This is a genomic window from Methylobacterium sp. 17Sr1-1 (genome assembly GCF_003173775.1).
GTDB lineage: Bacteria > Pseudomonadota > Alphaproteobacteria > Rhizobiales > Beijerinckiaceae > Methylobacterium.
The window spans coordinates 124,337-148,387 of sequence record NZ_CP029552.1 but is presented as its reverse complement, the minus strand read 5'-3'; the positions used below and the strand labels follow the sequence as shown (position 1 = coordinate 148,387).

Below are 24,051 nucleotides of genomic sequence, written 5' to 3'. Positions count from 1 at the left end.
CGGTCTCGTGTCTCAGCCGGTCCGCGTCTGGGCGAGCTGCTGGTTGGTCATCTCGAGGCGGTGGGCGAGTTCGCGCATCACCGCGATGGCGATCTGCGGGAACTGGCTCAGGAGCTCGAGGAAGACCCGCCGATCGATGCGGAGCGCCGTCGTCGGCACCACCGCGGTCACGGTGGCGGAGCGCGGCTGGTCGGCCAGGATGCCCATCTCGCCGACGAGGGCGTTGGCGCCGAGCAGCGCCAGGCGGATCGGCCCCTGCGGCCCGTCGAGCGTGACGGCCGCCTCGCCCTCCAGGATCAGGTAGGCCGCATCCGCCGCGTCGCCCCGGTCGAAGAAGCGCTGCCCGTCGGCGAAGTGCACCCGCTCGCTGGTGAAGGCGAGCAGCTTCAGGCGGGCCGGATCCACCTCGCGGAACATCGGCACTTGGCGCAGCGACTGCACCTCGGTCTCAAGCGTCATGCCTTCACATCCTGCTCGACGCGCGCCGGTTCCGGCCCCGTCTCGTCCTCGGCGCGTGCGGAGACTGCCGCAGCCGGCGCCGCAACGCCAGCCCCCGCCGGCGCCTCTTCGGGGGACGCCGCACCAGGGCCGGGCCTCTCCGGCCCTTGGATCTGCGTGCCGGCGGCCCGCAGCACCAGGGCGAACCGGTCGGCGACGCGGTCGTTCGGCAGCACCACCACGAGGCTGTTCTCGCGCCCGTACCGCTCCAGCAGCAGGCCCAGCACCGTGCGGGCGCGGTTCTCGCCCATCGGCGACAGGGCGCCGTCGAGGACGAGCAGGTCCGGCCGGCGGATCAGCGCCCGCACCAGGCTCACCACCGCCCGCTGCACGCTCGACAGGAAGCGCCCCTCGGGGCCGACCTGGTGGTCGAGCCCGACCCGGGTGATGGCGGGGGCGAGCTGCATCTCCTGCACCAGGGCGGTGCCGGTCGCCGTCACGGTCTCGACGGCGTCGGCGACTGACTGGTTGATGCGGCCGAACAGCAGGTTGTCGCGCAACGGCGCGGCGGCGCAGACCTGGTCGGGGTCGTAGAAGTCGACGCCCCCCATCCCGGCCTCGTCGAGGGCGGCGCGCAGCTCGGCCCGCGCCGCGACCAGCCGGTCGCGAAACGCGTCGTCGATCAGGCCGAGGCGGTGGCGGGGCTCGATATAGGCGAGCGGCAGGGCGATGAGCCGGGTCGCGTCGGCCGAGCCGTAGCGGCCGAGCCCGATCCAGCGCCGCCGGATCCGATTGAGCGTGCCGCCGCCGTGCCGCTCGGCGGAGGCCTCGGTGGCGGTGCGGCGCGCGAGGATCGCCTCGAATTCCGGCAGCTCGTCGGCGGAGAGGAACGAGAACTGCTCGAACAGCGGGTGCCCGCTCGGCAGGCCGCGGAAGATCTCCAGCATCGTGGCGGCGATCCGCTCGCCCATGGTGACGAGGTCGTCCGCGAGCCCGGTGCGGTCGAGGACGAGGCGCACCACCGCGTGCTCGGCGAGCGCCCGCCCGGTCAGCGCCGTGGTGGTCGGCACGCCGAACAGCAGGTTCTCGGCCACCGTCGCCTGCCGGTTGTAGCGGGCGGGGTCGAACGGCTCGACGAGGTTCGCGTGCCCCTCCGCCGCCAGGCGCTCGCGGAAGGCGATCCGCGCCTCGATCAGCCGGGCGGCGAGGTCCGGATGGCGCTCGGGATCGACTTGGCCGAGGAGGCCGAAGCGGTAGACCTCCTCGCCCATGCCGATGCGGGTGAGCCAGTCGAGGATCAGGGCGTCGAGGGCGGCGGCGTCCGCGACGCCGGCCTGGGCGTAGTCGATCCAGTCGGCCGGGAACGGCTCGACCGGGTTGCCGGTGCGGCGGGCCTCGGCGAGCACCTTCGCGTCGGCGGCGGCGCCCTCGGGCGGCCGGCGGTTGAGGCCGTAGACGATGTTGTCGCGCAAGGATCCCGGAAAAAGGATCGGGTCGACCCCCGCATAGGCGATGCGCCGGGTGAGCGCCGCGCCGGACCATTCCGCGAGGTCGTGGTCCTCGAGGGTGATCCGCCCGGAGGTCGGCACCGTGCGCCGCGCCAGCACCCGCGCGAAGGTCGAGGCGGCCGGACCGCCGTCGCTGACGATGCCGACGAGCGCCGGAAGCGGCAGCGAGAGGGAGACGTTGGCGAGCACCGGTCCGTGCGGCTCCTGGACGCCGACGCCCTCGGCGGCGAGCCGGCCGCAGAGCGAGTCGTCGCGCCCCGGCGCGTCGAGCCCGAGCAGCCGCTCGGGCAGGAATTGCTGCAGCACCTGCTCGTACTTCACCTGCACGTCGAGGCGCTGCTGGTCCCAGTCGATCAGCTCCTTCAGGGGCGGCGGCAGGTCGCGGTAGGCGGCGATCACCGCCACGAGCTGGCCGATGCTGAGCTGGCCTTTGAGCGCGAAGTAGCCGCCGATGCAGTAGAACAGGAACGGCGTCATCTGCGCGAGCAGGTTGTTCAGGAACTTGACCATGAACTTGCGCCGGTAGATGCGCAGGCGCAGGTCGAACAGGCCGCCGAGGCGGTGGCCGATCTCGGCCCGCTCCCAGGCCTCGGCCCCGTTGGAATGCACCGCCGCGATGCCGTCCACCACCTCGCCGACCCGGCCGGCGAGGCGGCGCGAGGCGAGCTGGCGCTGGCGCCCGAGGCGCAGCAATTCGCGCCGCAGGCGGGGGATCACCACGAACTGCACCCCGACGACGCCGGCGGCGAGCAGCCCGAGCCAGACGTTCTGGAGCAGGATGAACGCCATCGCGGTGGCGGCCTGGGTGCCGAGGAAGGCCGGCAGGATGTAGGCGTCGCCGATGAATCCGCCGATCGGCTCGACCTCGTCGCGGATGATCGTCGCGACCTCGGAGGCCTTGGTGTGGCGCAGCGCGTCGGGCGAGAAGCGCATGATCAGCGAGAACAGCTGGAACCGCAGGCGCCGCAGCATGCGCTCGCCGAGCGCCCCCTTCGCCACGTTGATCCAGTACTTGAAGGCGCCGTTGATCAGCACCAGCAGCAGGAACATCGACGAGAGCCCGAACAGCAGCTCGAACCGGTCGACGTCGAAGCCGGAGAACAGCGCGATGTCGTGGCCGAACCAGTCCGGCATCTGCAGGCGCAGCACCAGGAACTTGGCGGTCTCGTTGCCCTTCTCGAAGGCGTGGCCCTGGATCGCCTCGTTGACGATGCGCCGCGGCAGGTCGAGGGAGGCGAAGTAGAGCGGCAGCGAGGCCAGCACGACGGCGCAGATCAGGATCTGGTCGCGCTTCGAGTGGCGCCAGATGTAGCGGAACAGGCTGCGGTCGAGGCCGCCGGAGGCGTCGCCGGCTTCCGGGTCGTTGCCGGACCGGGCGGCGGCGATCTGATCCTGCGCCCGATCCTGCGCCTGGTCCCGCCCGGCGGCGCGGTCCCCGCGCGCCGGGGCTCCGCCCGCCGCCGGAGCGATGCCGCCGCCCGTCCGCTCCGCCGCTTCCGCCCCGCCGCTCATGCCGGTCCGCCGTCCCGGATCCCGCCCGGATCCCGCCTGCCTGTGTAGAGGGCCGGAGCGGGACTGGAAACTGCGGCTGCGTCAGTGCGGGTCAACCTAATCCGGATCAGTCCCGCCGGGTGTATTCCTTGCGGGTGGTCAGGCCGCCGATCGGCTCGTCGCCGAACTGGCGGTTGGGCTGGGGCGAGTCGCCCGGCTCCTCGGTCGTGGTCGGGTGCGGGCTGCCCTCCTCGGCCGGCATCGGCGGCGGGGCGGCGCGGTTGGGCGCGGGCGCGGTCTCGGGATGGGCGGCGGCCTCGGGGCTCACCATGGTCTTGTTGGTCATCGGCTGCTCCGGGAGCGTTGCGATGCGGCGGGCGGCCGCAGGCCGCTCCACCGCGGAGTCCGGGGCGAACGCCGGCCCACCCGCCCGGTTCCGCCCCACGGCGACGCCTGCCGGCAGGTTTCGCCCGGGGCGGGCGGTGTTAGCGCAAGTCACCGGCGGCATCCGGGGGCGGGCGGTGCCCCGGAGGGCTTGCCTGTACTGCCCCGAATCGGGACCATCTCTCCGCCGGCCCGCATGCGTGGCAGGAACCATCATTTGCGCTGAAGGTTGTCCGAACTGAGAACACGGCCAAGGAGGCAAATCATGGCTACCGGAAATTCGACCTCGAAGCGCGGCTTCGCGTCCATGGATCTGGAGCGCCAGCGCGAGATCGCCAGCAAGGGCGGCCGCTCCGTGCCGGCCGAGAAGCGGTCCTTCTCGCAGGATCGCGAATTGGCCTCGTCCGCCGGTCGCAAGGGCGGCCAGGCCTCGGGCAGCGGCCGCGCCACCGACGAGTGAGGCGGTGCCGGCGCCGAGCCGGCGGAGGAACGCCCGGCCGTACCGGGCCGCGGGCCCTGAGGTTCCGCGGACACGTTGAGACCCACGCTCATGCGCCGGAGGGAGACCATCTCGCCTCCGGCGCATCAGCATGGGCCGTCACCGTCGCAACCGGACACGACGAAGCACCCCGGGCGCCATCGCGCCCGGGGTGCTTCGTCGTTCGCGGGGTCAGGCGGCCAGCGGTCGCGCCGTGACCACGAGGTTGCGCCGCGCCAGCTGGAGACAGACCACGTCGTCGACCGGCCGCACGGCCGTGACGCCGGCGAGCAGGCTGGCGAGCCGGTCGGCATCGGGCTCGACGTGGGTGCCGTCGCGATGGACCCGCTCCGGGGTCGGCGGCTGAGGCGAGGGGACCTCGAATTCGCGCAGATCGATCATGGTGCAGGTCCGTCGGCGTCGGAGAGGGTCGTCAGAGCGTCGCGTGGGAGAGGCCGGCCGGCACGACGTCGCCGGCATCCGCCAGGCAGCGGCTCGGCAGCAGCCGGCGGGCCTCGTGGCCGGCGAGCCCGCTGATCGCGCCCTCGCAGCCCTCCGGCATTCGCCGCACGGCCTGGCCCGCGGGGGCCGGATCGCGCTGCGCCACCGGGGAGCCGGCGCGCTCGCGGACCGTCACGTGGGGGATCGCGGTGTCGCGGGCGACCAGCGTCGTGTTGCGGGTGGAATCGGCCTGGTAGACGACGTCCCCGGCGGCATTGCGCAGGGTGACCTTGGCGGCGCCCAGCCCGGTGATCTCGACCGCCACCGGGACCTGCGCCTTCGCGGCCGGCCGGACCGGCGCGAGACGGTCGCCCTTGATCGCCGCCTGCTCGACGGCCGGGCGGGCGAGCGCTCCGACGGAGTGCTCGATCAGCGGCTGCCCGACCAGGGCGAGGAACGCGGCCGGGACCGTAATGCCGAGGAAGAAGTGCGGGCGGAGCATACGCGAGGCCCTCGCGGCGAAGCTTGAGAATGCTTCCTTAACGCGGGTCCTCGGCAAGTAGTTCCCGCGACGGTGCCGGCACGGGACAGTTCATGGCGCGAATGCGAGGGGTCCCGTCAACCCCCTGTTAACCGACCGGCGCGCGGCAGGCTTGGCGATAAAGCGCGGCAATTCCGCCACAGGCAACGAAAAAGGATCGCAGCGTCCGGCTCCATGGAACCAATCGGCGAGGATTCCGGTTGATGTTGCAACCCGGCCACCTGGTCCTCCCCGCATTCCCCTTGTGCATTGGCCGGAAACTCTTCCAACGGGCCGGATCCTGATCCGGCCCGTTCTTTCGTATTGGGGCCGTGAGTTCGATAACCGCCAAGTCTAGCGGAAGTTCGCGCGCCGCATCCGGTCGCTGACGCAACCGCGCCCGGCCCGTGCCCGCGTCACAGCGGCGGGTGCATCCAGAACTGGGCGATCAGGGCCGCGCCGAGGAAGGTGCCGGCATTGGCCATGAACGACACCACCACGATGCGCCAGCCGAGGCGCCGGAAGGCCGGGAAATCCTTGGCCAGCGACAGGCCCGCGAAGGCGAGGATCGGGGTGGCGAGCGCCAGGAAGTTGATCCGGCCCGTCGCCGCCGCGATCTCGGCGGCGAACGGCGTGCCCGGATAGGTGAGCGCCATGCCGATGAGCGAGACCCACACCACCGCCGGCAGCTTCCGCCCGGCGAGGCGATAGAGCGCCTCGCCCACGACCACCGCGCCGACGATGATCGCGGCCCCGATCAGCACCTGCCCGTCCGGCCGGGTGCCGTAGGTCAGCCAGTTGCCGACAAGCCCGAACGCCGCGGTGGCGAGCCAGATCAGGACCAGGGCCGGCAGGCCGAAGGCCGGGGCGGCATGCGCCGCGACCGCCGCGGCCGGCTCGGGCACGGTCTCCGTCCGGCCGCGGCCCCGGCCGAGGACCGGCTCCAGCACGCCGTAGGCCCAGACCGTGAAGGGCAGCGACAGGAACAGGGTGAAGTAGGTGCCGATGGTGGTGGTGATCAGGTTGCTCGCCGCCGCGAAGGTGGCGACCTCCTTCGCCATCTCGGGCGTCTGCTGCGCCGCGATGGCGCCGGCGGCGGCCGCCATCATGCTGCCGGACCCGACGCCGGCGCCCATGGCGAGGGCCAGGGGATTGAAGATGCCGAGGCTCGCGATCAGCCCGGCCAGCACCGCGATGAACACCGCCCCGAACACCGTGCCGGTCAGGTACTCGGCGAGCACGCCGCGGCCTTCCGGCGAATCCATGCCGTAGCGCTCGCCGATGATGGCGAGGCTCGGCTCGCGCCCGACCGAGAAGGTGGCGCCGATCGCCTCGCGCTTGAGCCCGAGCAGGAGCGCCACGGGCAGGCCGAACACCATCGTGCCGAAGAAGTGGCCGAATTCCTGGAAGGCGAGGGCCCAGCCGGCACCCAGGATCTTCGGCAGCGAGCCGCCGACGAGGAGGCCGAGCTTGGCGACGAAGAGCAGCAGGGCGGGCTGCAGGATCGCACCCGCCGCGTGCTGGAGCGACACCGGCAGCCGCAGGGCCTGTGGCAGGCGCGGCGCGGCGAGGCCGAGGCCCCCGCCCATCAGGAGCGCCCAGAGCAGGGGCAGGAGGATGATCTTGCCGTGCCCCAGCGGGATGGCGACGTTGCCGATCGCCTCGGCCAGGGTCACCACCGCGAGGGCGAGGCCGAACAGGATCAGGAAGCCGGTGCGGCCGGCTTGCGGCACGGGGTGGGATACGGGCGCGACGGCGGGATTGCCGGTCGCCAGGGTGGCGCTCGTCATCGAAAACTATTCTCCGGTGCGGGGGCGGTCCGGGAGGGGCCGCCTCCCGGACCGGAGGAGGTGTCAGGCGCCGACGCCGGGGGCGTAGCCGAACGAGGCGGCGGGGGCGGCCGCCGTCTCGACCCAGACGCTCTTGACCTGGGTGTATTCGTGCAGGGCCTCGACGCCGCTGGAACGCCCGTAGCCGCTGCGCCCCGAGCCGCCAAAGGGCGAGGCGACGTGGATGGTCTTGTAGGCGTTGATCCAGAAGGTGCCGGCCCGCACCAAGGCCGCGACCCGGTGGGCGCGGCCGACGTCGCGGGTCCAGACCGCGCCGGCGAGACCGAACTCGGAATCGTTGGCGATCGCGACCGCCTCGCCTTCCGTGTCGAACGGGATCACCGTCACCACCGGCCCGAAGATCTCGGTGCGGGCGCAGTCCATCGTGTTGTCGGCCTGCGCCAGGATCGTCGGACGCACGTAGTAGCCGCCCTCCTGCGCCGTGCCGTCGCTGCCGGCGGCGAGGGCGGCGCCCTGCTCGAGGCCGCCGCGGATCATCGCCAGCACGTGGCGGTACTGGGTGGCGTTGTTGATCGGCCCGACCTCGGTCTGCGGGTCGAGGGGATCGCCGACGCGGATGCGGTTCGCGCCCTCCGTCAGCATCGCGACGAAGCGGTCGTAGACCGGGCGCTCGACGAGGAGCCGCGAGCCGGCGACGCAGGACTGGCCGGCGCCGGCGAAGATCGCGGCTTGCGCGCCCAGGCAGGCCCGCTCCAGGTCGGCATCGGCGAAGACGATGTTGGCCGACTTGCCGCCGAGTTCGAGCACGCAGGGCTTGAGGTGACGGGCGGCCGCCTCCGCGATCTTCGCGCCGGTGGCCGGCGAGCCGACGAACACCACCTTCGCCACCGCACGCTCCGCGAGCGCCGCCTGACCGGTGGTGTGGCCGTAGCCGGCGAGCACGTTGACGACGCCCGGAGGCAGCCCGGCCCGCTCCGCGACCGCCGCCACGGCGAGCGAGGTCAGGGGGGTGAGCTCCGAGGGCTTGAGCAGCACCGCGTTGCCGGCGGCGAGGGCCGGGGCGAGCTGCCAGCCACAGGTGAAGACCGGGGCGTTCCAGGGCGTGATCTGCAGGACGACGCCGATCGGCTCGCGCCGCGTGTAGTTGAGGTGGCTGGTCGGAACCGGGATCACCTCGCCGTGCAGCTTGTCGGCCCAGCCGGCATAGTACTCGAACATCTCGGCGACCTTGGTCGCCTCGACGCGGCAATCGCGGATCGGCTTGCCGGCATTCAGCGCCTCGAGGCGGGCGAGCGGCTCGATCTCGGCGCGGATCGCTCGCGCGATCTCCTGCATCACCCGGCCGCGGGCGGCACCGGTGAGCGCGGCCCAGCGGGCCTGGCCGGCCTTCGCAGCCGTCGCGGCCTCGGCCACCACGGAGGCGCCCGCATCCGGATACTCGGCGAGGGTGAGGCCGGTGGCGGGATCGACGAGGCGCACCGGCTCGCCGGTGCCGGGGACGAGGCGGCCGTCCACCCAGGATCCCATGGTGGCGGCCTCGGGAAAGAACGGGCGCAGGAGGGCGGCGAGCGCCTGCGGGCGGGTCTCGGTCATGACGCGTCTCCCGATCAGTTCAGCTGGAGCTTGACGATGGCGTTGAAGTCGGCGTCGTCCGGGATCCCGGTGCTGTCGCGCCACAGGCGGACGGCCTCGCCCGAGAGCGGCAGGTCGAGGCCGAGCCCGGCGATCACCCCCGCGGCGAGGCGCAGGTCCTTGCGCATCAGCTTCATGGTGAAGCCGGAATCGAAGGCGCCGGTGAGCACCCAGGTCGGGAAGTTCACCTGGGTCACGCCGCTGCGGCCGGAGCCCGCATTGATCCCGGCGAGCAGGCGCTCGGGATCGACCCCGGCTTCTTTCGCCATCCGCACGGCTTCCGCCGCGGTGATGAGGTGGGCGGCGCAGAGCAGGTTGTTGGCGAGCTTGGTGACGTGGCCCGCGCCGACATCGCCGACATGGACCCGCGTCGCGCTCATGGCGGCGAGCACCGGCTCGGCCCGGGCCACCGCCCGCTCGCTGCCGCCGATCACCATGGTCAGCGTCGCGGCGTGCGCGCCCTTCGGCCCGCCGCTCACCGGCGCGTCGATGAGGTCGATGCCGGCGGGCGTGAGCGCCGCCGCGATGCGCCGGGTGACCGCCGGGTCCGAGGTCGAGGTGTCGACGATCAGGAGGCCGGGCTGGGCGCCGTGGAGCGGCCCGTCGGGCCCGAGCAGCACGGCCTCCACCACCTCGGGCGTCGGCAGCGACAGCACCACCGCGCCGCAGGCCCGCCAGAGCGCGGCGTTTCCGTCCGCGATCTCGATGCCGTCCGCGGCGCAGGCTGCGCGGGCGGCGGGCGCCGGGTCGTAGCCCACCACGTCGAAGCCCCGCCGCCGCAGCGAGAGGGCCATGCCCCGGCCCATATTGCCCAAGCCGATGACGCCGATCGTCCGCATGTCCGACTGTCTCCCGGAAGCGACGCCCGGATCCGAGCCGCGGCGCCTTCTGGGAACGGGAGACTGGGGCAGGCCGGCGTTGAGCGGAACGACGCTGGCCGGTATTTTGCGTTGCCTTGCCGGCAACGCACCCGGCGGGTGGAGGACAAGCGATGCACAGCCTCGACGAGCGCTGCCTGCGCTACCTGGCGGAGGCGGTCGGTTGCGGCTCGGTCCGCGCGGCGGCCGACAAGCTCGACGTCAACGCCTCGGCGGTGAGCCGCCAGATCGCCCAGATGGAGGGGCAGCTCGCCACGCCGCTGATCGAGCGCCACCGCCGCGGCGTGCGGGCGACCCCGGCCGGCGCCCTCCTCCTCGACTATTACCGGCGCCAGACCTCCGACCGGGAGGACATCCTCGCCAAGCTCACCGAGCTGAAGGGCCTGCGCCGCGGCCATATCGACGTCGTGCTGGGGGAGGGCTTCATCGGCGACCTGATGTCGGGCCTGCTCCAGGGCTTCTGGGCCCGCCACCCCGACCTGACGATGACCCTCGACCTCGCGGCGACCAACGACGTGGTGCGCCGCGTCGTCGAGGACGAGGCGCATCTCGGCCTCGTCTACAATCCGCCGCCCGAGCCGCGCCTGCGCACCCACCTGGCGATGCCCCACCCGATCCGCGTGCTGGTGCGGCACGACCACCCGCTCGCCGGCCATCCGGGCCCGGTCCGCCTCGCGGATCTCGCCGGCCACCGCCTCGGCACGATGCACCCGGCCTACGGGATCCGGCAGATCATCGCCGCCGCCGAGCGGGCGGAGGGCGCGCGGCTAGAGCCGGCGCTCACCACCGGCTCGATCGGCGTGCTCAAGCAGTTCGTCGCCTCCGGCGCCGGGGTGACGCTGCTGCCGGCCTTCTGCGCCGCGCAGGAGGTGGCCGACGGACTCCTGGTCGCCCTGCCGCTGGCCGATCCCGGCCTCACCGCCGTCGAGGCCCGGATCGTCACCCGCCTCGGCCGCCAGCTCTCGCCGGCGGCGGCCAAGCTCCTGCAGCACCTCGCCCGCGGGATGGCGGGGGAGGGGAAGGGCGCGGCAGGCTCCTGACCGGTCAGGGCTCCGCCCCGAACGCCTCCCGGAACTCCGGCCGAGCCAGCCGGTGCAGGAGGTCGCGCAGGAGGTCGGCCTGATCGGGCCCGAAGGCGGTGTCGAAGCGGTCCTGGGCCGCGCGCCACAGCGGCGTCGCCTCGGCGAGCTTGGCGGTGCCGGAGGGAGTGAGGGCGATGCGCCGCGCCCGGCGGTCCTGCGGGTCCGGCACCACGCTGACGTAGCCGTCGCGGGTCAGGGGCTTCAGGGTGTGGGCGAGCCCCGAAAGGTCCATCACCATCGCGTCGGCCAACTCGCCCATGGTCGGCGTGCCGAGGCGTCGGATCGTGCCGAGCAGGCCGAACTGCGTCGTGCGCAGGCCGCTCGGCGCCAGGGCGTCGTCGTAGAGCTGCCCGACGCTGCGCGTCGCCCGGCGCAGGGCCGCGTTGCTGCAACGGGTCGGTGGGATCGTCACGCAGTCCTCCGGGCCCGGTCGGCGCGGGGCCGCCCTTAGATATGCGTCCTTCGCCGCCCCGCCGCAATGCGGCCCCCGATGCGGGCCATGACCCCCGCGGATGGTCGCGGGCGGGAGGGTGGAGACGCAGGAGCGGCCTCCGCTATATGGGCGACGGGGATGAGGCGGACCCGCGCGAGACCGCGCGGCGCCGGTGCGGATGGGAGAGGAATGGCGGATCCCGGAGACGGCCCGGACCTCGCCGCGGAGAATGCGCGGCTGCGCGCCGCCCTGGCGGCGGCGGAGCAGGCGCGGGCGAAGGCCGAGGCGGCCACCGAGGCGGCCTTGGACGAGGCGGCGCTGGCACGGGCCGGACGGCCCCGGGACGGGGGCGGCGTCCTGACGGATCCGCGCCTGCACGCCGCCCTCGACATCGAGACCGTCGGGGCGATCGTCTTCGACATGGCCGGCCGGGTGCGGGAGGCCAACGACACCTTCCTGGCGATGAGCGGCTACAGACGCGAGGACCTGGATCGCGGCCGGCTCACCGGCGCCACCCTGGTGCCGCCGGAATGGCAGGCGACGTCCCGGCGCGTCATCGCCGAGCTGCAGGCGCGGGGCCGCTCGGACTCGACCGAGCGGGAATACCTGCGCCGGGACGGCTCGCGGTTCTGGGGCCTGTGCGCGGCGACGCGCCTGGCCGAAGGCACCGGCTTCGAGTTCATCATCGACATCACCGCCCGGCGGGAGGCTGAGGAGGCCCTGCGGCGCAGCGAGGCGCGCTACCGCACCCTGTTCGAGGCGATCGATGCCGGCTTCTGCGTCGTCGCCCTGCGCTTTACCGCGGAGGGCCGGGCCGAGGATTACCGCTTCCTGGAGGTGAACCCGGCCTTCGCCCGCCAGACCGGCCTCGACGACGCGGCCGGGTGCTGGATGCGCGACCTCGCCCCGGATCACGAGCAGCACTGGTTCGACCTCTACGGCCGTGTGGCGCTGACCGGCGAGTCCGTGCGCTTCGTCAAGCCGGCGCAGGCGCTCGGCGAGCGCTGGTACGAGGTCTACGCCTTCCGGGTCGATCCGCCGGAGGCCCGCCACGTCGCGATCCTGTTCAACGACATCACCGCCCGGCGCCGGCTCGAGGACGCGTTGCGCGGCCTCAACGAGACCCTGGAGCGGCAGGTCGCCGCCCGCACCGCCGAGCGCGACCGGATCTGGCAGGTGAGCCGCGACATGCTGGGCGTGGCCGATGCCGACGGCGTCTGGCTCAGCGTCAACCCGGCCTGGACGGCGATCCTCGGCTGGGAGCCCGCGGAGGTGGTGGGACGCACCTCCGCCTGGCTCGAGCACCCGGACGATCAGGACCGGACCCGGTCCGAGATCCGCCACCTCGGCACCGGCGAGCCGACCACCTCGTTCGAGAACCGGTTCCGCACCCGGGACGGGGGCTACCGCACCCTGTCCTGGCGCGCGGTGCCGTTCGAGGGCAGCCTGTACTGCGTCGCCCGCGACGTCACCGAGCAGCGCGAGCGGGCGCAGCGCCTGCTCCAGGCCGAGGAGGCCTTGCGGCAGTCGCAGAAGATGGAGGCGGTAGGCCAGCTGACCGGCGGCGTCGCCCACGACTTCAACAACCTGCTCACCATCATCCGCTCGTCGGTGGACTTCCTGCGCCGGCCCGAGCTGCCGGAGGCACGGAAACGCCGCTACCTCGACGCGGTCTCCGACACGGTCGACCGCGCCGCCAAGCTCACCGGCCAGCTCCTCGCCTTCGCCCGCCGCCAAGCCCTCGCGCCGGAGGTGTTCGACGTCGTCGCCCGGCTCCAGGGCGTCGCCGACATGCTCGACACGGTCACCGGCGCGCGCATCCGCGTGGTGACGGAAGGACCCGACCGGCCGTGCTTCGTGCGCGCGGACCTGAGCCAGTTCGAGACCGCGCTGATCAACATGGCGGTCAATGCCCGCGACGCGATGGAGGGGGAGGGGACCCTGACCCTCGCGGTCGCGTGCGGGGCGGAGAAGCCGGAGATCCGCGGCCACGCCGCGGCAACAGGGCCCTTCGCGGCGATCGCGCTCACCGATACCGGCACCGGCATGACGCCGGCGGTGATCGAGAGGATCTTCGAGCCGTTCTTCACCACCAAGGAGGTCGGCAAGGGCACGGGTCTGGGCCTCAGCCAGGTGTTCGGCTTCGCCAAGCAGTCCGGCGGCGACGTCGACGTGACGAGCCGTCCGGGCGAGGGCTCCACCTTCGTCCTCTACCTGCCCGAGGCGGCGGCACCCACCGATGCCGACCGGCCGGCGCCGGTGGACGAGGGCCTGGCGCCGGCCCGGGCCGGCCAGCGGGTGCTCCTCGTCGAGGACAATGTCGGGGTCGGCCGCTTCGCCGCGCAGATCCTCACCGATCTCGGCTACGTCGCCACCTGGGTCACCAACGCCGAAGCCGCCCTCGACGTGCTGGCGCAGGACGCCGCCTACGACGCGGTGTTCTCCGACGTGGTGATGCCCGGCATGGGCGGCATCGAGCTCGGCAAGGTCCTGCGCCGGCGCCATCCCGGCCTGCCGGTGATCCTCACCTCCGGCTACAGCCACGTGCTGGCGCAGGAGGGCTCCCACGGCTTCCCGCTGCTGCACAAGCCGTACTCGGCCGAGCAGCTCTCGCGCATGCTGGCGGGCGCGATCGGGCAGCGGCGGCGGGACGTGGTGGCGGCGACTTAGTGCACCTCACAAAACTCCCGCCGCGCTGACGCCGCCACAGCCAGCGACAACGGCGATCGGGAGTTTTGTGAGAGACACTAAGATCCAGGGCATGCGGCTCGACCCCGCCGAGCGTTTTGGTCGGCATCCGAGTCGACAGGCTTCCTGGTTGTCATCGCGGCGCACTCGTTCGGCGTGACGATGCCATGTCGGGTCCCGTGCCGCCATCGCGGATGAGCCGGACGCCTCGCGCATCCGGCCCACCCCACGCCTCACCCCGCCACGAACGCCCGCAGCACCGCCTCGCCCGCCTCGCGGGTCGTCGCCGTACCCTTGAGGTCGCGGGTGCGGGACGCCGGCTCGCGGAGCGCCGTCTCGATCGCCGCCACGACGGCACCCGCCGCCTCGACCTCGCCGAGATGCTCCAGCATCATCGCGGCGGTCCAGATCTGGCCGACCGGATTGGCGATGCCCTGGCCCGCGATGTCCGGCGCCGAGCCGTGGACGGGCTCGAACAGCGAGGGGAAGCGCCCCTCCGGGTTGATGTTGGCCGAGGGCGCGATGCCGATCGTGCCGGTGCAGGCGGGACCCAGATCCGACAGGATGTCGCCGAACAGGTTCGAGCCCACCACCACGTCGAACCGGTCGGGATTGAGCACGAAGTGCGCCGTCAGGATGTCGATGTGGTACTTGTCGCGCCGGACATCGGGATAGCGCTCGCCCATCGCCTCGACGCGCTGGTCCCAGTACGGCATCGTGATGGCGATGCCGTTCGACTTGGTGGCCGAGGTCAGGTGCTTCTTCGGGCGCGACTGCGCGAGGTCGAAGGCGAATTTCAGGATCCGGTCGACGCCGTGGCGGCTCATCACCGTTTCCTGGATCACGATCTCCCGCTCGGTGCCCGGATACATCGTGCCGCCGACGGAGGAATACTCGCCCTCGGTGTTCTCGCGCACGACGTAGAAGTCGATGTCGCCGGGCGCGCGGCCGGCGAGCGGGCAGGGCACGCCCGGCATCAGCCGGACGGGACGCAGGTTGACGTACTGGTCGAACTCGCGCCGGAACTGCAGCAGCGAGCCCCAGAGCGAGACGTGGTCCGGCACGGTGGCCGGCCAGCCGACGGCGCCGAAGAAGATCGCGTCGGTGGGGGTGAGGATCTCCTTCCAGTTCGCCGGCAGCATCGTGCCGTGCGCGGCGTAGTAGTCGCAGGAGCCGAAGGCGTGGTGCTGCAGGTCGAGGCGGAAGCCGAACTTCTCCGCGGCGGCCTCGAGGACGCGGACGCCTTCCGGCACCACCTCCTTGCCGATGCCGTCGCCGGGGATCACCGCGATGCGGTAGTGGCGGTTCTTGCAGGGCCGAGTCTTGCCGGTCATGTCCGAGAGCCTTCTCACGCCAAAGCGGCGCGCACGTCGGCGACGTCGAGGACGTCGTTCAGCGTCTGCTCGAAGCGGGCGAGCAGGGTGTCGATGTCCGCGTCGGTGCAGCAGAGCGGCGGTGCGAAGCCGACGATGTCGTCGGCGAAGGCGCGGAAGATCACGCCGTTCTTGTAGCCGAAGCGGGCAAGGTGGCCGGAGATGCCGAGCTCGGCCGAGGGCTTCGTGCGCTTCGCCTTGTCGGTGACGAGCTCGACGCCGGCCAGCAGGCCCCGCACCCGCACGTCGCCGACGAGGGGATGGTCGGCGAGGCGCTGGAGGCCCGCGGTGAAGCGCGCCCCGGCCCGGCGGCCGTTCTCCAAAACGCCGCCCTCGGTGTAGAGCCGCAGAACCTCGAGGCCGACCGCGGCGCTGACCGGATGCGCCGAGTAGGTGAAGCCGTGGCCGATCGGCTTGCCCGCCGGGGCATGATCCGCGATGGCGCGGTAGATCCGGTCGGACATCAGCACCGCGCCCATCGGGCTGTAGCCCGAGGTGAGGCCCTTGGCGGTGGTCATCAGGTCCGGCACCACGCCGTCGTGCTCGACGCCGAAGAGCGGGCCGGTGCGGCCGAAGCCGGTGATGACCTCGTCGGCGACGAACAGGATGTCGAGCTCGCGCGCCGCCTCGCGCATCGCCTTCAGCCAGCCGTCCGGCGGCACGATCACGCCGCCCGAGCCCTGGATCGGCTCGGCGAAGAAGGCCGCGACGGTATCCGCGCCCAGCTCCTCGACCTTGGCCTTCAGCGCCGCCACCGAGGCGGCGATCACCGCCTCGTCGCCGTCGCCGGCCGGGTTGCGGTAGGGATAGGGCGAGGGGATGTGGTGCTGGAGCTGCGTCGGCGCGTCGAAGCCGTCGTGGAAGGCCGGGATCGCCGTGAGCCCGGCGCCGATGGTCGAGGAGCCGTGGTAACCCCGCTCCAGGGCGATCATGTGCTTCTTCGCCGGCCGGCCGGTGACGTTGTAGTAGTAGCGGATGAACCGCACCGCCGAATCGACCGCGTCCGAGCCGCCCAGCGTGAAGTAGACGTGGTTGAGGTCGCCCGGCGCCAGCTCGGCGAGGCGGGCGGCGAGCCGGATCGCCGGCTCGCTCGAGAAGTGGAAGTAGCCGGTGGCGTAGGGCAGCCGCCGCATCTGCTCGGCCGCCGCTTCCACGATCGACTCGTGGCCGTAGCCGACATTGACGCACCACAGGCCCGAGAACCCGTCGAGCAGGGTGTGGCCTTCCGCGTCGGTGAGATATGCGCCTTGCGCCGATTGCAGCACCGTGGCGCCACGCGCCTCGTGGCCCTTCCACGAGATCACCGGGTGGATGAGGTGGTCGCGGTCGAGCTCGATCAGGGAATTGGGGCGCATGGGGCAGGCTCCGGGCGGCGAGGCCCCGACCATGCGCGGAGGGCGGCGGGATATTTTGCCGATCTGGCCCCACCGCACCGCGCGGGGTGCGGGTTTGGCGGGGCGAGGCGGCAGAAATGACGGGCGGGTCGGGATCGCGTCGGCTCCGGGCCGGCGGCGCGGACGGCGTTGCGCGATCTGACCGATCTCCCTCCGCGACGCGCCGGCCCGCTTGCACTCCACGTCGGAGCGCCGGCCGGATCGGCGGTGACCGGAATTGTCACCTGGCAACTCGCGCGGAACCGTACCCTCCCGAACGATGACGGTTTCCTGCCGCGCCGGGCGTCTCCCGCCGCAGGTTCTGCCGCCGGAGCCCCCGGTTCGGCCGGAGCGCGACCGCCCGCCCGGTTTATGCTCCGTCGAAGCCGCCCGAGAGCCCCGATGACCGACGCCGCCGCCCTCCTCTCCGACCTCGTCGCGTTCCCCTCCGTCTGCCGCACGCCGAACGGCGCGATCGTGGAGTGGGTGCGCGACACCCTCGCCCGCCACGGCGTCGAGGCTCGTGTCCTGCCGGGGCCGGAGGGCGACCGCGCCAACCTGTTCGCCACGATCGGCCCGCGCGACGTGCCGGGCATCATCCTGTCGGGCCATCTCGACGTGGTGCCGGCCGGCGAGGGCTGGAGCGGCGACCCCTTCGCCCTGCGGTCGATCGGGGACCGCCTGGTCGGGCGCGGCGCCGTCGACATGAAGGGCTTCGTCGCCTGCCTGCTGGCGCTCGTGCCCGAGATGGTGCGGGCACCTCTCACCCGCCCGATCCACCTCGCCCTGTCCTACGACGAGGAGGTCGGCTGCGTCGGCGTACGCCACATGATCGCACGGTTGCCCGAACTCTGCGCGCGGCCTGCGGCCTGCCTAGTCGGCGAGCCTTCCGAGATGCGCCCGGTCCTGCGCCACAAGGGCAAGGTGGCGGGGCGCCTCACGGTGCGCGGCCGGGCCGGCCATTCCTCGCGGCCGGACCTTGCCGACAACGCGGTGCACCTCGCCGCCGACATCGTCGGGCTGGTGCGCAGCCTGCACGAGGGGTTCTCCCGGCAGGGGCCGTTCCACCCGTTGTTCGAGCCGGCCGCCTCGACGCTCCAGGTCGGGATCATCGCCGGCGGCACCGGGGTCAACGTCGTGCCCGACACCTGCCGGGTCGAGTGGGAGGCCCGCGCGGTGCCCGGCACCGACCCGATGACGATCCACGACGCGCTCCAGGCCGGCATCGAGACCCTCGTGGCGCCGCTCCGCGCGGCCGGGCGCACGATCGCGGTCGAGAGCGAGGTGCTGTCGCTCTACCCCGCCCTCGACCTGCCCGACGAGGCCCCCTTGCGCGGGCTCGCCGAGGCCTGGTCCGGCCGGGAGGCCCTGGGGGCGGTGAGCTACGGCACCGAGGCGGGCCTGTTCCAGGCCGCCGGCATCCCGTCGATCATCTGCGGGCCCGGCCGCATCGCCGAGGCGCACCGGCCCGACGAGTCGATCGGGCGCGCCGATCTGGAGGAATGCTGCACGATGCTGCGCCGCATCATCGTGCATCACAGTCGAAAGTAGTTGAACCGGACCAGTTTGCGCGCGTTGTCGGGTCCAGGATCTAAAGAATTCGGGATCCGACAGGAGAGCAGCATGCGTTCGATTTTCGCAGGACTCGCCGCCGGCCTTCTCGTCGCCGGCGCGGCGTCGGCCCAGACCGCCGCCCCCTCCACGGCCCCCGGCACCATGCAGACGGGACCTGCCACCACCGGCACCGTGGCACCGATGCAGAACAACACCGGCGGCGGCGCCGGCGGCGTGATCGCGCCCGGACCGACCGGCGCCTCGACCATCACCAACAACTCGGCCGCCGGCGGCAATGCCGGCCAGCCGGAGCGGGCGGTGCCGCAGGGCAGCAGCAACAGCGGCGGCGGCAAGTAAGGCAAGCGAACAAGTAACGCGAGAAAACCGGAGTGGGGACGGAGCGCGCCGCGCGCCGTCCCCGCCTTGGCAACCGGCCGCGGCCTCGACAATTCGAAGGCAACGATCCCCGGAGCGATCCGGGCCGGCCCCTTCATGCTGTCGAGGTCGCCCCATGGCCCGCCGAGGCCACCGGGCCGGCGCGCTCGGTCCGGTTCATCGCCACCGGCGTGGATGACGGCGGGGCGCAGAGCGTCTTCGCCCTCGTCGACGGCGCCGACGGGCACGTCTTCGCGGCCTTGCTGACGAAGCACGGCCACGGCCTGCGCGAGACCGTGCTGCAGGACGATGTCGGCCCCGAGGGCTCCGCCCAGTTCCTCGACGGGGTCGCGCGGACCATCGACTTCTTCGACACCTCGCCCGGCTTCGTCCGCGACCTGATCGCCCACGGCCTCGCCACCGGCTTGGCGGCGGGGGAGCCGCCGCCCTTCGATCTGCTCCGCTTCCTCGACCTCGTCGGCCTGCCGCCGATCGCGCCGGCGCGCCTGGAGCCCGAGCAGATCGTGGCGCAACTCCTCGACGGACTGCCTGGGGAGCGCCGCTCGGACGGCGCCACGAAGACGGCGCTCGCCGCGTCGGGTACTGGGCAAAGGCCTATCATTTCCCGGAAAGCTGGTTCGAGCCGGACGCGATCAAGGTCACGGTCACCACCCTCACCACCGGCCGCAAGCGGCAGGGCGCGGTGCTGTCGCGGATCGTGGAGCCGCAGCGGGCCACTTTCGGGGAACTGCTCGCCTGGATCGCCAAGGCCGCGTAGGGTGGGGCGGAGACGCGTGCGCGCGCGCCGGCCAAGGTCGGCCGCGGCCGGCGCAAGGTGCCGGCGGCCGACGCCTGGATCGACCTGGCCCTCGTCGCCCGCGCCTTCCCGGACGTGACGCCGATCGACGAGATCCCGCTTGCCGCCGCGATCGCCCGTCAGACCGTCGCGGTGCAGGGCCGCGGCTGAGGCTCGGCGCCATATCGCGATTCTATCGCGTGCACCTGTCGATGATATTGGATTACGACCTCCCGGCGCGGTAACACCGCGCCCAAGAGTGGGCCGGCTGCCGCCAGGGGAGCCGGCCGCCACGGGAGGTTGAAGCATGAACGCCCACCAGCATTTCATCGGCGGCACCTGGACCGGCAGCGAGGCGACCCTGCCGGTCGTGAACCCGTCGCACGGCCAGGAGATGGCCCGCATCGCCCGCGGCGGCGCCAAGGAGATCGACGACGCCGTCAAGGCCGGCCACGCCGCCATGGACGGCGAGTGGGGCCGCCTCGATGCCGCCTCCCGCGGCCGGCTGCTGCTGAAGCTCGCCGAGCTGATCCGCCGCGACGCCGAGATCCTCGCCAAGATGGAGAGCGAGGACGTCGGCAAGCCGCTGACGCTCGCCCGCAACGACGCCCAGGTCTGCGCCCGCTACTTCGAGTATTACGGCGGCGCCGCCGACAAGGTGCACGGCGACACAATCCCGTTCCAGAACGGCTTCACCGTCATGACCGTCTACGAGCCGCACGGCGTCGTCGGCGTGATCGTGCCGTGGAACTATCCGCTCCAGATGACCGGCCGCTCGGTCGCCCCGGCGCTCGCCATGGGCAACGCGGTCGTGCTCAAGCCCGCCGAGGACACCTCGCTCTCGGCGCTCCACCTCGCCAAGCTCGCGGCGGAAGCCGGGTTCCCGGCCGGCAGCCTCAACGTGGTGACCGGCCTCGGCGAGGAGGCGGGCGCGGCGCTCGCCTCCCACAAGGGCATCCACCACATCAGCTTCACCGGCTCGCGCGAGGTCGGCACGCTGATCCAGACCGCGGCGGCCAAGAACACGATTCCGGTCACGCTCGAGCTCGGCGGCAAGTCGCCCCAGGTCGTCTTCGCCGATGCCGACCTGTCCGAGGCCGGCAACGTCATCGTCAAGGCGATCACCCAGAATGCCGGCCAGACCTGCTCGGCCGGCTCCCGCGTCGTGATCGAGGACACGATCTACGACAGCTTCGTCGCCGATCTCGCCAAGCGCTTCAAGGACCTGCGCGTCGGCTCGGGCGAGCAGGACCTCGACCTCGGCCCGGTCGTCAACGCCAAGCAATGCGAGCGGGTGCAGAGCTACATCGATCTCGCCCGCCGCGACGGCCTGACCATCCTGGCCGAGGGCGAGCTCGGCACCAACGTCCCGGGGGACGGCTACTACGTCCGTCCGACCCTGATCGGCGACGTGCCGCCGGACCACCGCCTCGCCCAGGAGGAGATTTTCGGTCCCGTCCTGGTGGCGATCCGGGTGCGCGACGAGGCCGAGGCGCTGAAGGTGGCGAACGGCACCGAATATGGCTTGGCCGCCGGCATCTGGACCTCGGACCTCGGCCGGGCGCTTCGGCTGTCGAAGGGCATCAAGTCGGGCCAGGTCTTCGTCAACAATTACGGCGCGGGCGGCGGCGTCGAGCTGCCCTTCGGCGGCGTGAAGGGTTCGGGCCACGGCCGCGAGAAGGGCTTCGAGGCGCTCTACGGCTTCGGCTCGATGAAGATGATCGCGATCAAGCACGGAGTCTGAGGCGATGGCAGCGGGGCGCGGGGCAGTGGGGAATGGGGTCCTGCCCCTCAAGGGCCTGACCGTGGTGGCACTCGAGCAGGCGGTGGCAGCCCCCTACTGTTCCTCGCGCCTCGCCGACGCGGGCGCCCGCGTCATCAAGATCGAGCGGCCGGAGGGCGACTTCGCCCGCGGCTACGATGCCACGGTGAACGGCCTGGCGAGCTACTTCGTCTGGCTCAACCGCGGCAAGGAGAGCCTGGTCGCCGACATCAAGGACCCGGGCGACGCGAAACTCCTGCACGCCGTCCTCGCCGGGGCCGACGTGTTCATCCAGAACCTGGCGCCGGGTGCGGCCGCCCGCGCCGGGTTCGGCTCGGACGACTTGCGGGCACGCTATCCGCGGCTCATCACCGTGGACGTCACCGGCTACGGCTCCGGCCATGCCTACTCGGACATGAAGGCCTACGATCTCCTGGTCCAGGCCGAGAGCGGGCTGGCCGAGATCACCGGCCACCCGGCCGGTCCCGGCCGGGTCGGGGTGTCGGTCTGCGACATCGCCTGCGGCATGGCGGCCCATTCCGCCGTGCTGGAGGCGCTGATCGCCCGGGGCATCACCGGGGAGGGCGCCAAGCTCGAGGTCAGCCTGTTCGACGGCATGGCCGACTGGATGAACGTGCCGCTGCTCTACTTCGAGGGCACCGGCCGGGCGCCGCAGCGGGTCGGCCTCGCCCACCCGTCGATCTGCCCCTACGGCGCCTTCCCGACCCGGGACGGGGCCCTGGTGCTGATCTCGATCCAGAACGAGCGCGAGTGGCGCAAGTTCTGCGCCGGGTTCCTGCGCCAGCCCGACCTGCCGGCGCGCGCGGGCTTCGAGAGCAACAACGCCCGGGTGGCGAACCGCCCCGAGGTCGACGCCGTGGTGGCGCAGGTCTTCTCGGACCTCAGCCGCGACGAGGCGGCGGCGCGGCTGCGCGAGGCCGGCACGGCCTTCGGCTTCGTCAACGGACTCGCCGACCTCGTCTCGCATCCGGCGCTCAGGCGGGTGACCGTCGAGACCCATGCCGGCCCGGCCTCGATCGTCGCGCCGCCGGCGCTCCGCAACGGGCAGGCGCCGGTGCTGGGGCGCGTGCCGGGGATCGGCGAGCACAGCGAGGCGATCCGGCGGGAATTTGCAGTTTAGACTTTTGCCGACATCAGTGAGTCGGGCGCACTCCCCTCTCCCACACCTTGGAGCGATACCGGGCAAGGATCTCTGGCAAGCCCGGCATCGCCTGGAGAGGGGATCCGGCGATTCGATAAAAAGCCCCGGGAGGACCACCATGGCCACCATTCGCGAAGACGACCTGGTCGCCTCCATCGCCGACGCCCTGCAGTTCATCTCGTACTACCACCCGGCGGACTACATCCAGAACCTCGCCGAGGCCTGGCGGCGCGAGGAGAGCCCGGCGGCGCGGGACGCGATGGCGCAGATCCTGGTCAATTCGCGCATGGCCGCCTTCGGGCGCCGGCCGATCTGCCAGGATACCGGCACCGCGCAGATCTTCATGAAGGTCGGGCTGAACGCCCGCATCGTCTCGAACCGCTCGCTGCAGGAGATCGTCGACGAAGGCGTGCGCCGGGCCTGGCGCGAGGAGCGCAACCCGCTGCGCGCCTCGGTCGTGTCCGAGCCGCTGTTCGGCCGCCGCAACACCGGCGACAATGCGCCCGCCATGCTCCACGTCGAGATGGTGGCGGGCGAGACGGTCGAGGTCCACGTCGCGGCCAAGGGCGGCGGCTCGGAGAACAAGGCGAAGTTCGCCGCCCTCAATCCGAGCGACTCGGTCGCCGATTGGGTGGTGCGCACCGTCGAGACGCTCGGCGCCGGTTGGTGCCCGCCCGGCATGCTCGGCATCGGCGTCGGCGGCTCGCCCGAGAAGGCGATGACGCTGGCCAAGCTCTCGCTCCTCGATCCGATCGACCTGCCGCAGATCCGCGCCCGGGGCCCGTCCTCGAAGGAGGAGGAACTGCGCCTCGAGATCTTCGAGCGCGTCAACGCGCTCGGCATCGGCGCGCAGGGGCTCGGCGGCCTCACCACGGTGCTCGACGTGAAGCTGAAGACCTTCCCGGTCCACGCCGCCTCGTTGCCCGTCGGCCTGATTCCGCAATGCGCCGCCGACCGGCACGCCCACTTCACCCTCGACGGCAGCGGCCCGGCGGTCTTCTCCCCGCCCTCCCTCGATCTCTGGCCGCAGGACATCAGCGTCGCGACGGCCGCCGGGCGGCGGGTCGATCTCGACCGGCTGACCCGCGAGGAGGTGGCGACCTGGCGCGCCGGCGAGACCCTGCTGCTGTCGGGCCGGCTGCTCACCGGGCGTGACGCGGCGCATCTGCGCCTGACCCGGATGCTGGAGGCGGGCGAGCCGCTGCCGGTCGATCTGCGCGACCGGGCGATCTACTATGTCGGGCCGGTCGACGCCGTCGGCGACGAGGCGGTGGGGCCCGCGGGGCCCACCACCGCGACCCGGATGGACAAGTTCCTGGAGCCGATCCTGTCGCAGACCGGCCTCCTTGTCATGGTCGGCAAGGCCGAGCGGGGCCCGGCGGCGGTCGAGACCATCGCCCGCCACGGCGCCGCCTACCTGATCGCGGTGGGCGGTGCGGCCTATCTCGTGTCGAAGGCGATCAAGGCGGCGCGGGTGCTCGCCTTCGCCGATCTCGGCATGGAGGCGATCCACGAATTCGTCGTCGAGGACATGCCGGTGACGGTCGCGGTCGACGCCGCCGGAACGTCGGTGCACCGCGACGGGCCGGCGAGATGGCGCCGGCCGGTGCGGGAGATGGCGCCGGCGTAACGGGAAATCGGTCGAGCGCGGGCTGAGCCCTCCCCCCTCTGCGGGGGAGGGTGCCCCACGGAGTGGGGCGGGAGAGGGGACGCCGCTTCCGGAGAATGTCTTGCGCTTCATGAAGGGCGCCACCTGGAAGAACGTCGCGCTGCCCCTCTCCCGGCCTACTCCGTAGGCCACCCTCCCCCGCAGAGGGGGGAGGGTTCATGCTCCCGATCCTCGCGCCCGTCCCCCACCGTCACCGTTCAGTCACGCCCCCGTGCTGAATCACG

The 24,051-nt window shown here is 72.4% G+C and carries 20 protein-coding genes; 9 read left to right on the top strand and 11 right to left on the bottom strand.

What is annotated here, in order from left to right; translation table 11 throughout:
- Positions 1 to 12: 12 nt before the first annotated feature.
- The 3 genes from DK412_RS00670 to DK412_RS00660 form a co-directional block, all read right to left on the bottom strand.
- Positions 13 to 459 (bottom strand): Crp/Fnr family transcriptional regulator, encoded by a 447-nt coding sequence (locus DK412_RS00670; RefSeq protein WP_093569017.1) that lies wholly within the window; start codon positions 457 to 459, stop codon positions 13 to 15.
- Positions 456 to 3,458, bottom strand: a complete 3,003-nt coding sequence (locus tag DK412_RS00665) for an ABC transporter ATP-binding protein/permease (RefSeq protein ID WP_109970363.1) — start codon at positions 3,456 to 3,458, stop codon at positions 456 to 458. Before DK412_RS00665 ends, DK412_RS00670 begins: the two co-directional genes overlap by 4 nt.
- A 106-nt stretch (positions 3,459 to 3,564) precedes the next feature.
- Positions 3,565 to 3,783 (bottom strand): hypothetical protein, encoded by a 219-nt coding sequence (locus DK412_RS00660; RefSeq protein WP_109970362.1) that lies wholly within the window; start codon positions 3,781 to 3,783, stop codon positions 3,565 to 3,567.
- Positions 3,784 to 4,086: 303 nt separating this feature from the next.
- Between DK412_RS00660 and DK412_RS00655 the strand changes: the two genes are divergently transcribed.
- Positions 4,087 to 4,281, top strand: a complete 195-nt coding sequence (locus DK412_RS00655) for a KGG domain-containing protein (RefSeq protein WP_048429096.1) — start codon at positions 4,087 to 4,089, stop codon at positions 4,279 to 4,281.
- A gap of 210 nt (positions 4,282 to 4,491) precedes the next feature.
- Here the strand turns inward: DK412_RS00655 and DK412_RS00650 are convergent, their stop codons facing one another.
- The 5 genes from DK412_RS00650 to DK412_RS00625 form a co-directional block, all read right to left on the bottom strand.
- Complete coding sequence (locus DK412_RS00650; RefSeq protein ID WP_109970361.1) at positions 4,492 to 4,701, bottom strand: hypothetical protein; 210 nt, start codon at positions 4,699 to 4,701, stop codon at positions 4,492 to 4,494.
- Positions 4,702 to 4,732: 31 nt separating this feature from the next.
- Positions 4,733 to 5,242: a hypothetical protein gene (locus DK412_RS00645; protein ID WP_245447366.1), complete on the bottom strand. Its 510-nt coding sequence runs from the start codon at positions 5,240 to 5,242 to the stop codon at positions 4,733 to 4,735.
- Positions 5,243 to 5,676: 434 nt separating this feature from the next.
- Entirely contained in the window at positions 5,677 to 7,050 is a 1,374-nt protein-coding gene (locus DK412_RS00635) for a DUF3100 domain-containing protein (protein ID WP_109970358.1), read from the bottom strand.
- A 63-nt stretch (positions 7,051 to 7,113) separates the two neighbouring features.
- Positions 7,114 to 8,643 (bottom strand): aldehyde dehydrogenase family protein, encoded by a 1,530-nt coding sequence (locus DK412_RS00630; RefSeq protein WP_109970357.1) that lies wholly within the window; start codon positions 8,641 to 8,643, stop codon positions 7,114 to 7,116.
- A 14-nt stretch (positions 8,644 to 8,657) separates the two neighbouring features.
- Positions 8,658 to 9,647, bottom strand: a complete 990-nt coding sequence (locus tag DK412_RS00625) for an NAD(P)-dependent oxidoreductase (protein WP_280953968.1) — start codon at positions 9,645 to 9,647, stop codon at positions 8,658 to 8,660.
- Positions 9,648 to 9,673: 26 nt separating this feature from the next.
- Between DK412_RS00625 and DK412_RS00620 the strand changes: the two genes are divergently transcribed.
- Positions 9,674 to 10,600, top strand: coding sequence for a LysR family transcriptional regulator (locus DK412_RS00620; RefSeq protein ID WP_109970355.1), 927 nt, complete (start codon positions 9,674 to 9,676; stop codon positions 10,598 to 10,600).
- A 4-nt stretch (positions 10,601 to 10,604) separates the two neighbouring features.
- On the opposite strand, the gene DK412_RS00615 is transcribed toward DK412_RS00620, so the two are convergent.
- The gene (locus tag DK412_RS00615; protein WP_245447365.1) at positions 10,605 to 11,054 is read right to left on the bottom strand and encodes a MarR family winged helix-turn-helix transcriptional regulator; all 450 of its coding nucleotides are present in this window, start codon (positions 11,052 to 11,054) and stop codon (positions 10,605 to 10,607) included.
- Positions 11,055 to 11,264: 210 nt separating this feature from the next.
- Here DK412_RS00615 and DK412_RS00610 point away from each other — a divergent pair, with 210 nt between their 5' ends.
- The gene (locus DK412_RS00610; RefSeq protein ID WP_109970354.1) at positions 11,265 to 13,745 is read left to right on the top strand and encodes a PAS domain S-box protein; all 2,481 of its coding nucleotides are present in this window, start codon (positions 11,265 to 11,267) and stop codon (positions 13,743 to 13,745) included.
- A gap of 251 nt (positions 13,746 to 13,996) precedes the next feature.
- On the opposite strand, the gene DK412_RS00605 is transcribed toward DK412_RS00610, so the two are convergent.
- Positions 13,997 to 15,097: a tartrate dehydrogenase gene (locus DK412_RS00605; protein WP_109970353.1), complete on the bottom strand. Its 1,101-nt coding sequence runs from the start codon at positions 15,095 to 15,097 to the stop codon at positions 13,997 to 13,999.
- A gap of 14 nt (positions 15,098 to 15,111) precedes the next feature.
- Entirely contained in the window at positions 15,112 to 16,491 is a 1,380-nt protein-coding gene (locus DK412_RS00600) for an aspartate aminotransferase family protein (RefSeq protein ID WP_109970352.1), read from the bottom strand.
- Between the two features lie 420 nt (positions 16,492 to 16,911).
- On the opposite strand from DK412_RS00600, the gene argE reads away from it, so the two are divergent.
- The 6 genes from argE (at position 16,912) to DK412_RS00575 (ending at position 23,788) form a co-directional block, all read left to right on the top strand.
- On the top strand, positions 16,912 to 18,060 hold the full coding sequence (argE, locus tag DK412_RS00595) for an acetylornithine deacetylase (RefSeq protein ID WP_109970351.1): 1,149 nt from the start codon (positions 16,912 to 16,914) through the stop codon (positions 18,058 to 18,060).
- 72 nt (positions 18,061 to 18,132) lie between these two features.
- Complete coding sequence (locus DK412_RS30780; protein WP_109970350.1) at positions 18,133 to 18,420, top strand: hypothetical protein; 288 nt, start codon at positions 18,133 to 18,135, stop codon at positions 18,418 to 18,420.
- An 853-nt stretch (positions 18,421 to 19,273) separates the two neighbouring features.
- On the top strand, positions 19,274 to 19,405 hold the full coding sequence (locus DK412_RS31300; RefSeq protein WP_280953967.1) for a hypothetical protein: 132 nt from the start codon (positions 19,274 to 19,276) through the stop codon (positions 19,403 to 19,405).
- A gap of 136 nt (positions 19,406 to 19,541) precedes the next feature.
- On the top strand, positions 19,542 to 20,978 hold the full coding sequence (locus DK412_RS00585; protein WP_109970349.1) for an aldehyde dehydrogenase family protein: 1,437 nt from the start codon (positions 19,542 to 19,544) through the stop codon (positions 20,976 to 20,978).
- A 4-nt stretch (positions 20,979 to 20,982) separates the two neighbouring features.
- On the top strand, positions 20,983 to 22,137 hold the full coding sequence (locus DK412_RS00580; RefSeq protein ID WP_109970348.1) for a CaiB/BaiF CoA-transferase family protein: 1,155 nt from the start codon (positions 20,983 to 20,985) through the stop codon (positions 22,135 to 22,137).
- 139 nt (positions 22,138 to 22,276) lie between these two features.
- Entirely contained in the window at positions 22,277 to 23,788 is a 1,512-nt protein-coding gene (locus tag DK412_RS00575) for a fumarate hydratase (protein ID WP_109970347.1), read from the top strand.
- The last annotated feature ends 263 nt before the right edge of the window (positions 23,789 to 24,051 follow it).

Bases quoted from the DNA above. Each gene is read 5' to 3' on its own strand.
- DK412_RS00670 (WP_093569017.1), bottom strand. From the start codon at position 459: ATGACGCTTGAGACCGAGGTGCAGTCGCTGCGCCAAGTGCCGATGTTC.
- DK412_RS00665 (WP_109970363.1), bottom strand. From the start codon at position 3,458: ATGAGCGGCGGGGCGGAAGCGGCGGAGCGGACGGGCGGCGGCATCGCT.
- DK412_RS00660 (WP_109970362.1), bottom strand. From the start codon at position 3,783: ATGACCAACAAGACCATGGTGAGCCCCGAGGCCGCCGCCCATCCCGAG.
- DK412_RS00655 (WP_048429096.1), top strand. From the start codon at position 4,087: ATGGCTACCGGAAATTCGACCTCGAAGCGCGGCTTCGCGTCCATGGAT.
- DK412_RS00650 (WP_109970361.1), bottom strand. From the start codon at position 4,701: ATGATCGATCTGCGCGAATTCGAGGTCCCCTCGCCTCAGCCGCCGACC.
- DK412_RS00645 (WP_245447366.1), bottom strand. From the start codon at position 5,242: ATGCTCCGCCCGCACTTCTTCCTCGGCATTACGGTCCCGGCCGCGTTC.
- DK412_RS00635 (WP_109970358.1), bottom strand. From the start codon at position 7,050: ATGACGAGCGCCACCCTGGCGACCGGCAATCCCGCCGTCGCGCCCGTA.
- DK412_RS00630 (WP_109970357.1), bottom strand. From the start codon at position 8,643: ATGACCGAGACCCGCCCGCAGGCGCTCGCCGCCCTCCTGCGCCCGTTC.
- DK412_RS00620 (WP_109970355.1), top strand. From the start codon at position 9,674: ATGCACAGCCTCGACGAGCGCTGCCTGCGCTACCTGGCGGAGGCGGTC.
- DK412_RS00610 (WP_109970354.1), top strand. From the start codon at position 11,265: ATGGCGGATCCCGGAGACGGCCCGGACCTCGCCGCGGAGAATGCGCGG.
- DK412_RS00605 (WP_109970353.1), bottom strand. From the start codon at position 15,097: ATGACCGGCAAGACTCGGCCCTGCAAGAACCGCCACTACCGCATCGCG.
- DK412_RS00600 (WP_109970352.1), bottom strand. From the start codon at position 16,491: ATGCGCCCCAATTCCCTGATCGAGCTCGACCGCGACCACCTCATCCAC.
- argE (WP_109970351.1), top strand. From the start codon at position 16,912: ATGACCGACGCCGCCGCCCTCCTCTCCGACCTCGTCGCGTTCCCCTCC.
- DK412_RS30780 (WP_109970350.1), top strand. From the start codon at position 18,133: ATGCGTTCGATTTTCGCAGGACTCGCCGCCGGCCTTCTCGTCGCCGGC.
- DK412_RS00585 (WP_109970349.1), top strand. From the start codon at position 19,542: ATGAACGCCCACCAGCATTTCATCGGCGGCACCTGGACCGGCAGCGAG.
- DK412_RS00580 (WP_109970348.1), top strand. From the start codon at position 20,983: ATGGCAGCGGGGCGCGGGGCAGTGGGGAATGGGGTCCTGCCCCTCAAG.
- DK412_RS00575 (WP_109970347.1), top strand. From the start codon at position 22,277: ATGGCCACCATTCGCGAAGACGACCTGGTCGCCTCCATCGCCGACGCC.